Below are 14,385 nucleotides of genomic sequence, written 5' to 3'. Positions count from 1 at the left end.
GTCTCCTTGCGGTCGCGGGAATCTGAAAACTTTCTGAGGGGAAATCCGGCGAGCCGCGGAGAGCTTCTATGCCCGCCGGCGATCGCGTTCTGCGACGCGCCGGTCCGGGTCCGCGGGATCCCCGGCCCCAGGCCGCGGTCCCGTCCCTTCGTCCGGATCGTTCGCTTCCATCTCCATTCGCCGTCCCCACCGGGAGTTCCGTCGATGCGCGCTCGACGTCGAGGCTTCACGCTGATCGAACTATTGGTCGTCATCGCCATCATCGCGGTGCTGGTGGCGATCCTGCTTCCCGCCGTCCAGCAGGCCCGCGAAGCGGCCCGCCAGACGCAGTGCCGCAATCACCTCAAGCAATTTGGGCTGGCCCTCCACAGCTACCACGAAACCCACGGGGCGTTCTGTCCCGGCGTCGTAATCCAGCAGACCGGGAGCACGCAGGGGAACTGGTCCTGGGGCTCGTATCTGCTCCCGTTCGTCGACCAGGCGGGGATGTACAACAAGCTGCGAGTCGGAGACCTCCGACTCACGCAGGCGATCGCCGACACGACGCCGGGGGGGCTGCGTGAGCTGCTCCAGAAGCCGCTCGCCGTTTACCGCTGCCCATCGGATACCGGTCCGATGCTCAACTCCTATCACCTGATCAACTCGGTCCCGACCACGCTCTCGAACTACGTCGCCAGCAACGCCTCCCGCTCCCTCCGTCTCGATCCGGGACCGCTCTCCAGCACCGGCTCCGTCACCGCCTCCAACGGGATGTTTCACGCCAACCACTGCGTCTCGATCCGCGACGTCACCGACGGGACGAGCAACACGATCGCCCTTGGCGAGCGGGCCTGGGTCCTCAGCGCCACGCCGGTCAACGCGGCCCTCGCTTTCGGGATCCAGAGCAACACGGAAGCGGTCAGCGCCAACAACACCGGCATGATCCAGGCATTCGGCTGCGGCTACGTGCTGGTCAACAGTGCCACCAGCACGAGCGGCCCGTCGAACTACATGCGGAACTACAGCAGCATGCATGTCGGCGGCGCCAACTTCGTGATGGGGGACGGCGCGGTCCGGTTCCTGAGCGAGAACCTGGACCACAACATCGCCACCGCCCAGTGCGATAGCCTGACGGAAGCCCTGATGGGGATCGACGACGGCAAAATCATCGGCGAGTTTTAGATCACCGGGTCCAGGGGGCACCCTGGTGGGAGATGCAAGGGGCCTGTGCTGTCTTCTTGGCCCTTTGCCCGCCGGAGGCCTGGCCGTCGAGAACGGCCTGAAGGAGCATGTGTCCAAACGCGGACAACGTGCCGGATACTCCCACACCAACCCGCAGGGACTACGAATCGATCGCTGTGGGTTGAGGGAGACCTCATCATCGGCCTCTCCCGTTCACTTCGAAGGAGTCGACACTTGCTTGCGATGCGACGGACGGTCTTCGCCACCCTGCTGCTTCTGCTCCCCGCTTGCAGCGGCCGTCCCGCCGATCAGCCCGCGCTCGGGGTCGTTTCCGGTCAGGTGCGGCTCGACGGTCAGCCGCTCGCCGACGCGACGATCTTTTTCAGCCCCGAAGGGGGCGGCAGGACGTCGGTGGGCCGGACCGACGCGGAAGGCCGATACGCGCTGAACTACGTGGGCCAGGAGGAGGGAGCGAAAGTCGGCAAGCACGTCGTCCGGGTCACGACGAGCCAGGAGGTCGCCAACCCCAAGACCGGTCGATCGATGCACACGACAGAGAAGGTCCCTCGTCAGTACAACGACAAATCGGAGCTGACGCGGGACGTCGCCGAGGGGGCCAACACGATCGACCTGGAGCTGACATCCGCCGGTCCCAAGAAGTGACCGTTCCCGAAATCCCCTCTTGAGCGTCTTCCTCGGGAGGGCGAGGCTCCGGCCGAGCCGCGGCGGTGGCTCGCGCTCCCGATGCTTTCTCGGCGCCGCGCCGACAGCAAGTTCCGGCGGGCCGATGACTGGGGAGGCGCGCACGGGCAGGACAAGCGTGGGCCGATTGATCGGTGCCGCACTCGGGAACCACGCCAGACGCCCGCAACTCCGCCAGGGGCCCTGCTGGCCCCCGTGAGCGAACCACGTCGGGATGTGCACTGGATACCCGTTCTCCGGGCGCGCCGTCCCGCATTCGCCCGAGAACCAGCCCCACCGGAGCAGCCCCCACGGTCCCTCCCCCTCGCAAAGGCGGCCCAAACCGCCCCGGAGATTCCCCCCGCCCCACGATCCCCGCCCGTCTCCCCAAACAGGGTTTCCCGACCTCCGCCCCATCCGATACGGTGCCCCTCTTCCGGCGGCTCCAGAGCTTTCGGTCGCTTGGAGCCGTCCCACAAACGACAGGAGACCGCGGAGACGATGATCGTTGCCGTGACTGGAGGCCGGGACTTTCGGGACGCGCAGACCGTCCACATTGTCCTGACCGTCGTCTACCGCAAAGTCTCCATCGACCTCCTGATCGAGGGGGGCGCGCCGGGGCCGACACGCTCTGCCGCCAGTGGGCCACGGCCCGCGGCATCCCCGTCGAGACGATCCCCGCGGACTGGACCGAACACGGCTGGGCCGCCGGTCCTGTCCGCAACCGGGCGATTCTCGACCGCAAGCCGGGTCTCCTTGTGGTCTTCACCGGCAGCCCGGAGGCGGAGGACTTTGCGCGCCTCGCCGCAGAGCGTCACCTTCTGGTTTTCCGCTGGCCTCGCAATCCGCCTCCTCCGGCTCCCAGCACGGATGGAACGACGGTCACCGGCTGATGCGTTCGTTGGATGGCGGTCTGGCTATTGCGCCCCGATCGGGGTCCAGGGGGCAACCCCTGGTGGGGGATGCAAGGGGGTCACACCCCCTTGCCCGCCGGAGGCCCTCTCGTCGGAAGATGTCTGAAGCAGGGTGTGTCCAAACGCGGACACCGTGCCGTATGCCACCACACCAACCCGCGGGGATTCCAGAGCGAGCGTGGAGTCCTCAACGCCGGTGACACAAAGGGACGTCCGTTGTGTACGACGGTTCCTCACCAGACTGCCTCCGGCGGCAAGGGGGCGTGGCCCCCTTGACCCCAGGCTGCCGTCGCACATTGGGTTTGAGGAAGCATCGTCGTGCCGGCGAGCACATGGTTCGAGCCGCAAGAACAAGACCTTCCTTCGCCTTCGTCGACAAGCACCCCCCGCCCCCGACATACCTCCCCCTCACAGCATCCGGTACGATCCTGCGAACCGGGGGCAGAATCATGGCATCCTACAATCAATCCGGGCACCGCGTCCGCAAACGCCGATCCGAACTCGGCTGGACCCAGGACGAACTCGCCCGCCGCGCCGGCATCTCCCGCTCCGCCGTCACCGCCGTCGAAGCGGAACGCCTCGTCCCCTCCGTCGAAGCCGCCCTCGGCATCGCCCGCGCCCTCCAGACCACTGTTGAGGCTCTCTTCAGCCCCGTCGACCCCGCCACATCCACCGAAGTCTGGGCCTGGCCCCCCGCCGCCTCCACCAGCCCCGCCTGGACCGCCACGGTCGGCAACCGCATCGTCCGCTACCCCGCCTCATCGATCCCGATGTGGACCCCCTTACCCCACCCGGAGACTCCCGGGGCCGACCAGGTCGAGACCCTCGCAGTCGCCGGCTGCGACCCCGCCGCCGGACTCCTGGCCAGCCGCTTCGCCGCCGTCACCGGATTGCGACTCCTCGCCATCCCCCGCTCCAGCCGGCAGGGCCTCGAACTGCTGCGGGACGGACTCGTCCACATGGCCGGCCTGCACCTGGCCACCGCCGATGCCCCGGAGGCAAACATCCAGGCCGCCACCCAAACCCTCCGCGAGCCCTTCCGCCTCCTCCGGATTGCTACGTGGCAGGACGGAGTCGTCGTCTCCCCCACCGCAAAACTCCGCTCCGTCGAGGCCGCCGTCGCGCCCAAAGTGAAGTGGGTCGGACGGGAGACCGGCTCCGGTGCCCGCCAATGCCTCGACCGGATCTTCGACGGCCGCCCCGCTCCCCGCCGGACCGCCCGCGATCACCGCGGCGTCGCCGAAGCGATCCGCAGCGGCTGGGCCGAAGCGGGGGTCTGCGTCGAACTCGTCAGCGCCGAAGCGGGACTCGACTTCCTCCCGGTCCAGCAGGAGGCCTACGACCTCTGCTATCCGGCCCGGCTGGCAGACGACCGCCGCATCAAGGCCCTCGTGAGCGTCGTCCGCTCTCCCGCCTACCGCCGCCTGCTCGATCAACTGCCCGGCTACGACACCTCGGAAACCGGCTCGCTGTGGGAGTCCAAGGGATGAACATCCGATTGAGCGGTCTCTTGCTTCTGGTCCTCGTCAGCCTCGCCGGCTGTCGCCCCGAAGCCCCGGCCAAACCCGCACCGCCAGCCACGGACGCCAGTCCCAAAGGAACGTCGACCGTCTCCGTCGCCGCCGCGTCCGATCTGAAGTTCGCGTTCGACGAACTCGTCCGGGACTTCGAGAAGGCCTCCCCTGGGACCAAGGTGACCGTCACCTACGGCGCCTCGGGCAAGTTCTTCGCCCAGTTGTCGAACAAGGCCCCCTTCGACCTCTTCCTCTCCGCCGACATCGCCTACCCGCAAAAGCTGATCGAGCAGGGACACGCCGCCGCGGGTTCGGAGTTCCACTACGCGGACGGCCAGATTGTCCTGTGGGTCCGGAACGACTCTCCGATCAATCTCGAAGAGGCGGGAGCCAAAGCGGTCCTCGATCCCTCGGTCCGGAAGGTCGCAATCGCAAACCCTGAGCACGCCCCCTACGGCCGGGCCGCCCAGCAGGCCCTCAAGTCCCTGGACCTGTACACGGAGATCGAGCCCAAACTCGTCCTGGGGGAGAACATCGCCCAGACGGCGCAGTTCGTCGAATCCGGCGGAGCCGACATCGGAGTCCTCGCCCTTTCGCTCGCCCTGGCCCCCGCCCTGAGCGAAAAGGGGCGGTACTGGATCCTCCCCCCCTCGGCCTACCAGCCGATCCGGCAGGGGGGCGTCATTCTCAACTGGGCCGCGGACCGATCGGCGGCGGAGCGGCTCCGCGACCATCTCCTCAGCGAACGAGGTCGGGCCGCCCTGTCCCACTTCGGCTTCCACGCGCCGGGAGAGTGAGCGTTGGACCTCACCGCGATCTGGCTGACGCTCCAACTGGCAACCGCGACCACCGTGATCCTCGCGGCGGTCGGGCTGCCGCTCGCTTACTGGCTGGCCATGACGCCGTGGCGCGGCAAGTTCTTCGTCGAAGCGATCGTCGCCCTGCCGCTGGTCCTCCCGCCGACGGTCGTCGGCTTCTACGTCCTGATAGCGACCGGCCCCTACAGCCCGGTCGGATCCGCCTATGAGGCCGCCACGGGACAGCGGCTCGCGTTCTCTTTCCCAGGGATCCTCGTCGGGTCGCTCCTCTGCAACCTTCCGTTCACCGTGCGGCCGTTTCTGGCCGCCTTCCAGTCGCTGAATCGCCGGCTCGTCGAAGCCGCGTGGTGCCTCGGTGAATCCGGCTGGCGGACGTTCTGGCGCGTCGCCCTCCCCCTCTCGTGGCCCGGCATCCTCGGCGGCCTCGTCCTGACCTTCGCCCACACGGTCGGCGAGTTCGGCGTCGTCCTGATGGTCGGCGGCAACATCCCCGGCGTCACCCGCACCCTCTCGATCGCGATCTACGACGACGTCGAAGCCCTGGACTACGCCTCGGCCGGACGGACGTCGCTGCTCCTCCTGGTCTTCGCCATCGGGATGCTGTCGCTCGCCCAGAAGCTCGGCCAGCGGAGGATGCCGGCGTGACGGGCCAGCTCGAAGCCACCTTCCGCCGCCGCTTCCCGGCTGGGCCCGTCGTCGAAGCGGACCTGCGGATCCCCATCGACACCTTCCACGTGACGGTCCTGTTCGGCCCTTCCGGGGCGGGCAAGTCGACCCTCCTCCGCGTCCTGGCGGGGCTCGAGCGTCCCGAGTCGGGCACGATCCGGTTCGGCGATGAAACCTGGTGCGACACCGAGCGAGGCATCTGGCTCCCGCCGCAGCAGCGCGACATCGGCCTGATGTTCCAGGAGTATGCCCTTTTTCCCCATCTGAGCGTGGCGGAGAACGTCGCCTTCGGCATCGCCCGCCTTCCGGCCCCGGAACGGCAATCCCGCCTGGAGGAAGCGCTGAAGTCGTTCGATCTGACCGACCTGCGGGACCGCTACCCGCATCAGGTCTCAGGAGGCCAGCAGCAGCGGATCGCCCTCGCCCGCACGCTGATCCGCCGTCCGCGGCTCTTGCTCCTCGACGAGCCCCTCTCGGCGCTGGATGGCCCGTTGCGAAACGAGCTTCAGGGGGAACTCCGTCGGTATCTCGTCCGCCACCAGGTCCCCGTTCTGCTCGTCACTCACGATCCGACCGAAGCAGCCAACCTCGGCGACGACGTCGCCGTCATGGACCAGGGAACGATCCGCCAGCGCGGTCCGCTCCCGGAGGTGTTTCAGGATCCCTCCAGCGTGGAGGTCGCCCGGATCGTCGGGATGGACACGATCCTCCCCGGCACAGTCGTCGACCGCCGCGACCGCCGGTTGACCGTCGACACCGCCGGTGTCCGATGGACCGTCTCCGCGGCCGATGGAAAAGAGATGAGCCGAAGCGTCCATCTCTGTTTTCGCGCGGAAGACGTCCGGGTCCGGAAGGAGACCGCGACGCGGGATGACGCCGAGAACGCGCATGTCGGCCGCATCGAACGAATCTCATCGGACGGCCCGATGACCCGGATCGAGATCCGGTCCTCCGTCACACTCTCCGCCCTGCTGACCAAAGGGGGCGTCCGGGAGCTCGGTGTGGCCGTCGGCGACAACGTCCGCTTCGACGTCCCGGCCGCCGTGATCCGGCCGATCGACCGAATGGAATGAACTCTCCTCTGTGGCTCCCCGCGGCTTTCCTCGGCTCCCTCTCTCCGCCAGCGAGAGAAGAAACCGAGACCGCCCCAAGGTCCACAGAGGAGAGACTGATCCACGGCGATTCACATCGACGGCCGGGCGTCCTTTTCGATCTCCCTGGCCCGTTCCTGGATGTCGTGCAGCATCAGGTCCAGGTTCTTGATGATCTCCGCTTCTCTGCGTCGCTCCTCGAGCGGACGGTCATGGGCCTTGTCTTCGTGGGCTTCCATCTTCTCCATCGCCTCCGTCAGCTGCAGCGCCCGCTCGGTCAGCTTCTGAGCTGTCGCATGCAACTCCTTCACCGCCGCCTCGGTGTCCCGCCGCTTCTTCTCGCGGAGAACCGCGGAGGCTTCGGACTTCGAAGACGTCTTTCGCTCCTCTTCCGGCGGCGCCAGCTTTTTGGCCGGCGCTTCAGACTTTGGAAGTCCCTTCCGCTCTTCCTCTGGCGGCGCCAGCTTCTTGGCCGGTACCCCTTTCCTGGCCTCCTCCAGCCGCCGCATCTTGATCGTTTCGAGAGCCTTCTCGCGGACCTGCGCCGCGTCGGCCTTGAACTTCTCCGCCTTGAGAGCCTCCAGCTTGGCGTTCGCCTCGGCCTGCTCGATCAGGATCTTCAATTCGATCGCGTCCGCTTCGACCTGCACCGTCCCGCCATCCTGCTTTTTCAGAATCAGGACCCGCTTCTTCGGCGGGTCTCCCTCTTTCCCCTTCTCCTCCTCGACTCCTTTCTCCCGCTTTCCTTTCTCGACTTCCGAATGAAGGACAAGCCCGCGGACCACACCCATCGAATCGCCGCCGGCATGGAAGTCCTTCAAGTTCAGCGTGATGCCATCGCGAAGGAACAGGGCTCCTTCGCCCGACATCTTGAGATTCGGGTCGTGGAAGTTGATCACCCCCTCCGGCCCCTTGGCGTCCGGGTTCACGATGTGAATCTCGACCCCGTCGGGCGTGCGGGTGGCGGTCGCGGTTCGGGTCTTTCTCGTGCCGTCCGACTTGGCCGTCGTCTTCTCCCCCTCCTTGGGATCCTGCTCCAGAAGCTCCATCAGGGCCGCCAACCGCTGAGGGCTGAGCTCCTCGGGGGAGAGTTGCGAGATGACGACCTTCAGCTTCGGCTGCCCCTCGGCGTCCTTCTCGGACGAGATCTCGAGAGTCGGCTTCGACTCCGCCGCCAGGGCGACGGTCATCGCCGGCAGGAACACCGCGGCTCCAGCCAGCGCCGCCATCCAGGTGACGCGGCGGCTCGCTCCGTGCTTCAACATTTCGATTCTCCTTTCCAACGACACTGTGGGACTGGCCGCCGTCGCACCAATCGGCAGCGGCCGAGGATTCAAGCTCAGGAATTCGAGGGTCTCGATCAGCGCCAGCGCGTAGGTGCGAGCGCCGTGGGAAATCGTCCGCAGGACGAGGGCGTCGCACGCCTGCTCCTCCATCTCGCGAAGCTGCGTCCGACCCCACCAGACGACGGGGTGCCACCAGAAGACGGTCGTCGCCGCCAGCTCCACGAGACGGACGAGATGGTCCTTCCGGGAGATGTGGGCGAGTTCATGCGCCATCAGGGTTTCGAGCCGGTCGCGATCCATCCCGCGGACGAGCTCCGACGGAAAGACGACCCGCGGAGGTCCTCCGAGCGACCAGACCGCCGGCGTGACGTAGCAGGGAAGCGTGACCACATCAGGAACCGTCGTCAGTCCCAGCAGACCGCTTTGCCGACGCGCCATCTCGCGGAGAAAGTCGGGAGCCGGACCGGCCTGCCGGAGGAACCGCCGGACCGTATGGATCCGTGCGGCGTACCGGACTGCCATCAACACACCTCCGACGCCCCACACCGCCAGCAGCACTCGCTGCCAGGGAAGGTCGGAGAGCCGCTCCCACCAGGCGGGAGCAGGGAGGGCCGCGGAACTCGATTCCACAAGGGGCGTCCGCGGCGGAAGCGGGGCAGTTGCCGCGGGGCGTTCTGCGACCGCGGGCCAGGGCACGCGGACCGGCAGGACCGGCGGCGTGAAGAGCTTCACGAGGACGAGCAGCCAGAGGACGTGGACGACTGCCGGGTTGACCCGGGCGCGGGTCGCCAGCGCCGCCGGAACGGCGAGCGCGGCGGCGATCAGGGCATTGCTCGCAATGATCTGCAGGAAGGGATCCACGGAAGGAACTCCTGGGTCGAGGGATTGAGGCGCGGAGAACCCCGGGCTTCAGGATCCGGATTCGGGCCACAGCTTTTCGACGAGGGACCGCAGCTTCTGGCGGTCCGCCTTCGGGACATCCTGGGAGTCGATAAGGGCCGACATCAGGGGGGCGAGCGAACCGCTGCACAGCCGGTCCGCCATCGCCTGGAGCCGGTCGCGGAGGAACGCTTCCCGCGTCACGAGCGGCCGGAAGCGATGGGCTCGTTCGCTGCGGTCGCGTTCGACGCACCCTTTGGCCTCGAGGCGTTCGATGAGCTTCTGTACGGAGGCGACCTTGGGGTCGGTCACTTCTTCGTAGAGGGCTTCGGCGATCTCGCGGGTTGTCGCTTCCTGTCCGTTCCAGAGGACCTGGAGGATGGAGAGTTCGGTTTCGGTGACCTGATCCAGTTTCATGATTCCGATGTCGTTCAAGCGTGTGCTGTCAAACTGTGTCAGACAGTCTGTCTGACTAAATATCTATTCCGCTGTCGAAGTTGTCAAGAAGAATTCGAACCTCGCGATTCCTGTTCGGGCAGCGCGCGACATTCATCGCGCAACCCAACGAGATTCGCCAGCCGGGGTCCAGGGGCTCGCCCCTGGTGGGGAGTGCAGAGGGGCCTGTGTTGTTTTATTGGCCCTTTGCCCGCCGGAGGCCTGGCCGTCGCGAGATGTCTGAATGAGCGCGTGTCCAACCGCGGACAACGTGTCGTATGCCCCCTCACCAACCCGCGGGGATTGCATCGCAAGCGGTGTAGTTTGAGGGAGTCCTCAACGCGGGTACGACAAAGGGGACATCCGTTGTGTCCCACGGTTCCTCATGGAAGCGCCTCCGGCGGCAAGGGGGTGAGACCCCCTTGACCCCAGGCTGCCGTAGCACGTTGGGTTTGAGCTATGGACGTCGTGCCGGCAAGGACATCGTTCGAAGAGGCCCATCAACGAACCGGGCCGTCCGGAGGCGCCGCATCCAGCGTCGCCAGAAGCCCCTCCAACTCCCGCCGACGAGGCGTGTAACGACTCGTCGCCACCCGCCGATTGAGACGATACACCCAGCCAAAAAACGCCAGCGACAGCGCCACATAAACCACGGCAAACACCGAAGGCCCATCCCGGAACATCGTCACGTACACCACCATCCCCCACCCCGACGCGGCCGGCAGGAGATACCACACGAAAATGTTTCGATACAGCCACTCCCGATGCCGCACCTGCGACAACGACCGCTGAAGCTGCTCCCGCACCGTGTCCCCAAACCGAGCCTCCCGCCGCCGCTGAAGCAGCGTCGAGACGACCAGAAACACCCCGACCCCCAGACACAACACCGCCGCCCCCAGGAACGCCCACTTCCCCGACCGGACCGACAGCCCCGCCCCGCCAAAGAAGAAGAACAGCAGCAGCGAAGGCACCCCTTCCTGAACGTTGAGCCACAACATCCGCCGGTCCTCCCCCCGATGCGCGGAACGGAGCGACTTGACGACCGCGTCCTCGTCGGCCATCGGCGGAACCGGCTGAGATCCCCAGAGCTCGGCGAGCGATTCATCGTCCATATCCCACCTCCTCCCGCAACGGAGCCAACCGTTCCGTCAGCGTCTTCCGAGCCCGCGTCAGCCGCACGCCGACATGCGACTCCGACATCCCCATCACCTCCGCCATCTCCCGATAGGAGCATCCATCGAGCGACATCAGCACCAGCGACCGGTCGATCTCATCGAGTCGGCGGATCTCCGCGTAGAGTTGCTCGATCCGTTCCGACGGCCCCTCGCCCGCCTCACGCGGGTCCACCGGATTGAGGAGTGGCACGTTTCGACAACGGCTCCGCGACTCATCATCCCGCCACGTCAGCGCGCGGTTGAGCGCGATCCGATAGATCCACGTCCCGGGCCGGGCCTCCGCCCGATAGGTCGGCATCGCCGCCCAGACACGAAGGAGGATCTCCTGAACCAGATCGTCGCGGTCGCTGGCCGACGACGTGAACGACGACGCAACCTTGGCAACGATCCCGCGATAATCGCGGAGCCAGGACCGAAAGAGCTGTTCGTGATCGGCATCATTCATCGGCGTCCCATCCCATCCACGGGATTAGACACGCCGGAAACCGATTCCTTACAGAAAGATCGCGGTCCGGGTCAGATCGCCGCCGGGAGCACGCCCCCGCCCTAAGAAGACCTTAAGAAGCCCTCGGGAATCAAAGCATGGGCCGGCAGGGTGCGATAAGACTCAGCGACCGTCGGAGCGAATAAGGAAAAATGTGCGCCGTCGTTCGAAATCTCATCGCACCCTGCACCCCTGAGGTTTCGTGAAAGCCGGGGCATCGGCCCCCGGCAGGAGCTTCGTTCAGTGGTTCGCGGGCGGGACGGCTGTATGTCGCGGACCGGGGCCCGGCGTTACATCGAAAATCTTCCATTCACAGAAACTTCATCGCTCGCGGCTAGGTTTGAGAGCGCGCAAACCATGCCCGCGGAACGTCGGTCTCGGACGGCCCGCGGCGGCAAGCGTGATCTGCACGGCGGTCGCCGTGCCGGCAGCCCCTTTGGTGAAGGCCGCGGCGAACCGAAGTCGCAACGACCGCGGTTCGCCCGAAGCGGCCCGACTATCGAGCTGTCGGCTCCGATGCCGTGGCCCCTTGAGGCACCAACGTTGCGTATGACGACGCCCGCTCCCAACTCCGCTCCGGAAGCGAAGCCGCGACTCGTCCGCGACCTGTCGCGGGAAGACTCCCGCGAACTGCTGGCGGTGAACTGGGCCAAAGCCCAACCGTCGCTCACCGCGTTCCTCATCGCCTCGACGCCGCAGTTCTCCGACGCGGAGGACCTCCTCCAGGAAGTCGCCGCCGAAGTGGCGCGGCGGTTCGACGATTACGACGCCTCGCGGCCGTTCCTGCCGTGGGCCCTGTGGGTCGCCAAGATCAAGATCGCCAACTTCTACCGCGCCCGCGAGCGGAGCCCGGTCAAGTTCATCGGGGACTCGATCGACGCCCTGGCTGAGGCATGCGACCGCGTCCAGCTGACCCTCTCGGAAGAGAAGTGGGCCCTGGAGAAATGCCTGAACGCCGTCACCGGCCGGTCCCGCGAGCTGCTGCAGCTGCGGTACTTCGAAGACATGAGTCCGCAGGAAATCAGTGATCGGGTCGGCATGACGCCGGGCGCGGTGCGGATCGCCCTGTCGCGGATCCGGTCGGCGCTCATCACGTGTGTCCGATCCTCCCTGACCGAAGCCCAGGGATCCCATGGATGACGACGAAGCGTTCGAGCTGATCGACGCCCACCTGGACCGTCAGCCGCTGACCGACGAACAGTCCGACGCCCTCTCGGCATGGATCCGGACCGAGCCGCAGCGCGCGGACGAGGCGTTCTTCCGGATCTTTCTCCACTCCTATCTCCGGATGCGGCTCCAGGCGGGGCTGATCTCGGCGGGCTCGGACGTCTCGGTCCTCAGCGGCGTGTACCGGCCCCCGGCGGTCGCCATGGGGGAGCTGAACGGACTTCTGACCGACGCACTCGAAACACCGCGCCGCCGGCGCCGCGCGATAATGCGATGGGTGGCGGGGAGTGCCGCGCTGATGCTCGTGGCCGTCGCCGGCTGGTGGAGCACCGGCTGGCGCGGGGCGGCGGCGCTCTTCAGCGTTCCTTCCGATCAACCCGCGCACTCCTTCGCGCACGAGGGATTCTTCTATCCGGCGACGCCGCTCCCGACGACCGGTGACGAGGAGTTCCGCTGGCCGACCTCCGGAGGGATGCAGGGCCTCAACGGGGGGAGCGGCTGGGCAGAGCCGTGGCAGGAGACCAACTCCAAGGTGGCGATCGTCGTCGACTACGCGCGGCAGGACACGCCGTGGGAGTCGAAGGACATGCGGAAGTTCGGCCCGCTGGGGTATTCGGACTCCAATGGAAACGTTCTCCGCTCGTCCGGCCATCAGATGCGGACGGCGAACACGCCGCGGTCGATCACGACGCGGCGGTTCGACCTCAGGGCGTTCCCCCGGTCGATGCAGGATGAGAAGGGGCTCGGGCGGGATGGGTCGGTGATGTGGTTCAGCCTGCTGGCGCAGTCGTCGCTCAGCACGGCGGAGAACAACCGGTACTCGTACCTCGTGATCGGCAACAAGATGGTGGCGGGATTCCGGATCGGGAAGTTGGGTGCGGCGCCGCTGGGGAACTGGACGGCGGTGGGGCTGATGACTGGGGACGAGGTGAACCTGCGGTCGAGTGTGTTCCCGTCGGGCGAGATGGTGTTCATGGTGACGCGGATCGTGTTCCGACCCGGTCCGGAGGACGCGACGGTCTGGATCAATCCGAGGCTGGACGGGGAACCGCAGCCGGAGGATGCCTCGTTGAAGTTGCAGGTCCCCGATTTCCGGTTTGACGGGATCGCGATCCATGCGAACCACTCGACGGACTTTGATGAGTTGCGTTTTGGTGGAACGTTCCGGTCGGTGACGCCATTGCAGCCGAAGCCTGCTAATCCCGCCGGCGGTTGATCACCAACCTGTCTCTTGGCACGGCGCCATTCAACCGGGTCCAGGGGCACCCTGGTGGGGAGTGCAGAGGGGCAACGCCCCTTTGCCCGCCGGAGGCCTTCTCGTCGGGAGGTGTCTGAAGGAGAGCGTGTCCAGGCGCGGACGCCGTGTCGGATGCCCCCTCACCAACCCGCGGGGATTCCAAGGCGTGCGAGGACATCTCAACGCCGGTTCCACAAAGCGGTCGCCCGTTGCATACCACGGTTCCTCAGGAAAGTGCCTCCGGCGGCAAGGGGGCGAGGCCCCCTTGACCCCGGCTGCCGTCGCACGTTGGGTTTGAGCTGTGGAAGCTGTGCCGGCAAGGACGCGGTTCGAGACAACGGAATCAGCCCCATGACGGCGAATGCCCACCTTTGTTCGCCCGATCACCGTCGTCGCTTGCAACGCCCGGCCAAGGCTGGGTAGGCTTCGAAAGTCCCTTCTGGATCGAGATGCTCCACCTTTCTCAGCCGCGCCCGTCGCTCCGGCAGACCCTCCTCGGGTTCCTGGCCCTCGCGATCGGTGTTTCGCTGTCAGGGTCGGCGTGGGCCCGCTGCGGGAACCTCCCGCACAACTGGGATCACGCCGCGATGATCCAGCCGGAGTTCGGCCTCGACCTCCTGGCGACGCCCGCGCCCCCCAAGGTGCCGATCGCCCCGAAATGTTCGGGCCCCCAATGCTCCGAGGCGCCGGCCCCCACTCCCGCCCCGCGTCCGATCGAACCGATCCCGGTTCAGGACATCGTCCTGGCCAGCGGCACGAGTCTCAACGGCGGCGAGTCCCTGGGCTTCGTGAGGGACGGTTCGCCACTGCTGCGGCCGCTGCCGCTGATCGACGGAATCTTCCATCCGCCACGGCACTAGAAGCGGAACTCCCTCGC

The 14,385-nt window shown here is 66.7% G+C and carries 14 protein-coding genes; 10 read left to right on the top strand and 4 right to left on the bottom strand.

The annotated features are described in order from the left end of the window. Positions 1-204 precede the first annotated feature (204 nt). The 7 genes from VT03_RS11595 to VT03_RS11565 all read left to right on the top strand — a co-directional run bounded on the left by VT03_RS11595 (position 205) and on the right by VT03_RS11565 (position 6,827). Positions 205-1,161 carry a DUF1559 domain-containing protein gene (locus VT03_RS11595; RefSeq protein ID WP_075093129.1) on the top strand — a complete coding sequence of 319 codons (957 nt, stop codon included), beginning with the start codon at positions 205-207 and terminating at the stop codon, positions 1,159-1,161. 234 nt (positions 1,162-1,395) lie between these two features. Further along, positions 1,396-1,824 carry a carboxypeptidase-like regulatory domain-containing protein gene (locus VT03_RS11590; protein ID WP_156514432.1) on the top strand — a complete coding sequence of 143 codons (429 nt, stop codon included), beginning with the start codon at positions 1,396-1,398 and terminating at the stop codon, positions 1,822-1,824. A 173-nt stretch (positions 1,825-1,997) separates the two neighbouring features. Beyond that, positions 1,998-2,735: an SLOG family protein gene (locus tag VT03_RS35230; RefSeq protein WP_082846140.1), complete on the top strand. Its 738-nt coding sequence runs from the start codon at positions 1,998-2,000 to the stop codon at positions 2,733-2,735. Positions 2,736-3,205: 470 nt separating this feature from the next. Next, positions 3,206-4,246 (top strand): substrate-binding domain-containing protein, encoded by a 1,041-nt coding sequence (locus tag VT03_RS11580; protein WP_075093126.1) that lies wholly within the window; start codon positions 3,206-3,208, stop codon positions 4,244-4,246. After that, positions 4,243-5,067 (top strand): molybdate ABC transporter substrate-binding protein, encoded by an 825-nt coding sequence (gene modA / locus VT03_RS11575; protein ID WP_075093125.1) that lies wholly within the window; start codon positions 4,243-4,245, stop codon positions 5,065-5,067. The genes VT03_RS11580 and modA overlap by 4 nt, the downstream gene beginning before the upstream one ends. Positions 5,068-5,070: 3 nt before the next feature. Further along, on the top strand, positions 5,071-5,733 hold the full coding sequence (gene modB, locus VT03_RS11570; RefSeq protein WP_075093124.1) for a molybdate ABC transporter permease subunit: 663 nt from the start codon (positions 5,071-5,073) through the stop codon (positions 5,731-5,733). After that, positions 5,730-6,827, top strand: coding sequence for an ABC transporter ATP-binding protein (locus VT03_RS11565; protein ID WP_075093123.1), 1,098 nt, complete (start codon positions 5,730-5,732; stop codon positions 6,825-6,827). Before modB ends, VT03_RS11565 begins: the two co-directional genes overlap by 4 nt. A gap of 110 nt (positions 6,828-6,937) precedes the next feature. Here the strand turns inward: VT03_RS11565 and VT03_RS11560 are convergent, their stop codons facing one another. The 4 genes from VT03_RS11560 to VT03_RS11545 all read right to left on the bottom strand — a co-directional run bounded on the left by VT03_RS11560 (position 6,938) and on the right by VT03_RS11545 (position 11,065). Beyond that, positions 6,938-8,992 (bottom strand): M56 family metallopeptidase, encoded by a 2,055-nt coding sequence (locus VT03_RS11560; protein WP_075093122.1) that lies wholly within the window; start codon positions 8,990-8,992, stop codon positions 6,938-6,940. A gap of 48 nt (positions 8,993-9,040) precedes the next feature. After that, positions 9,041-9,427 (bottom strand): BlaI/MecI/CopY family transcriptional regulator, encoded by a 387-nt coding sequence (locus VT03_RS11555; protein ID WP_075097067.1) that lies wholly within the window; start codon positions 9,425-9,427, stop codon positions 9,041-9,043. A gap of 518 nt (positions 9,428-9,945) precedes the next feature. Next, the gene (locus VT03_RS11550) at positions 9,946-10,557 is read right to left on the bottom strand and encodes a hypothetical protein (RefSeq protein ID WP_075093121.1); all 612 of its coding nucleotides are present in this window, start codon (positions 10,555-10,557) and stop codon (positions 9,946-9,948) included. Continuing rightward, on the bottom strand, positions 10,547-11,065 hold the full coding sequence (locus VT03_RS11545) for an RNA polymerase sigma factor (protein WP_075093120.1): 519 nt from the start codon (positions 11,063-11,065) through the stop codon (positions 10,547-10,549). The genes VT03_RS11550 and VT03_RS11545 overlap by 11 nt, the downstream gene beginning before the upstream one ends. 588 nt (positions 11,066-11,653) lie before the next feature. Between VT03_RS11545 and VT03_RS11540 the strand changes: the two genes are divergently transcribed. The 3 genes from VT03_RS11540 (at position 11,654) to VT03_RS11530 (ending at position 14,368) form a co-directional block, all read left to right on the top strand. Further along, positions 11,654-12,244 (top strand): sigma-70 family RNA polymerase sigma factor, encoded by a 591-nt coding sequence (locus tag VT03_RS11540; protein ID WP_082846138.1) that lies wholly within the window; start codon positions 11,654-11,656, stop codon positions 12,242-12,244. Continuing rightward, positions 12,237-13,487 (top strand): hypothetical protein, encoded by a 1,251-nt coding sequence (locus VT03_RS11535; protein WP_075093119.1) that lies wholly within the window; start codon positions 12,237-12,239, stop codon positions 13,485-13,487. The genes VT03_RS11540 and VT03_RS11535 overlap by 8 nt, the downstream gene beginning before the upstream one ends. A gap of 470 nt (positions 13,488-13,957) precedes the next feature. Next, positions 13,958-14,368 carry a hypothetical protein gene (locus VT03_RS11530; RefSeq protein ID WP_075093118.1) on the top strand — a complete coding sequence of 137 codons (411 nt, stop codon included), beginning with the start codon at positions 13,958-13,960 and terminating at the stop codon, positions 14,366-14,368. Positions 14,369-14,385 lie beyond the last annotated feature (17 nt).

Source organism: Planctomyces sp. SH-PL14 (assembly GCF_001610835.1).
Taxonomy (GTDB): Bacteria; Planctomycetota; Planctomycetia; order Planctomycetales; family Planctomycetaceae; genus Planctomyces_A.
The sequence above is the reverse complement of the archived record's forward strand: the minus strand, read 5'-3'. Positions and strand labels throughout refer to the sequence as shown.

What these genes read in the sequence shown, in the direction of transcription:
- VT03_RS11535 (WP_075093119.1), top strand. Translation starts at nt 12,237, where the DNA reads ATGGATGACGACGAAGCGTTCGAGCTGATCGACGCCCACCTGGACCGT.
- VT03_RS11530 (WP_075093118.1), top strand. Translation starts at nt 13,958, where the DNA reads ATGCTCCACCTTTCTCAGCCGCGCCCGTCGCTCCGGCAGACCCTCCTC.
- VT03_RS11550 (WP_075093121.1), bottom strand. Translation starts at nt 10,557, where the DNA reads ATGGACGATGAATCGCTCGCCGAGCTCTGGGGATCTCAGCCGGTTCCG.
- VT03_RS11540 (WP_082846138.1), top strand. Translation starts at nt 11,654, where the DNA reads ATGACGACGCCCGCTCCCAACTCCGCTCCGGAAGCGAAGCCGCGACTC.
- modA (WP_075093125.1), top strand. Translation starts at nt 4,243, where the DNA reads ATGAACATCCGATTGAGCGGTCTCTTGCTTCTGGTCCTCGTCAGCCTC.
- VT03_RS11545 (WP_075093120.1), bottom strand. Translation starts at nt 11,065, where the DNA reads ATGAATGATGCCGATCACGAACAGCTCTTTCGGTCCTGGCTCCGCGAT.
- VT03_RS11580 (WP_075093126.1), top strand. Translation starts at nt 3,206, where the DNA reads ATGGCATCCTACAATCAATCCGGGCACCGCGTCCGCAAACGCCGATCC.
- VT03_RS11555 (WP_075097067.1), bottom strand. Translation starts at nt 9,427, where the DNA reads ATGAAACTGGATCAGGTCACCGAAACCGAACTCTCCATCCTCCAGGTC.
- VT03_RS11595 (WP_075093129.1), top strand. Translation starts at nt 205, where the DNA reads ATGCGCGCTCGACGTCGAGGCTTCACGCTGATCGAACTATTGGTCGTC.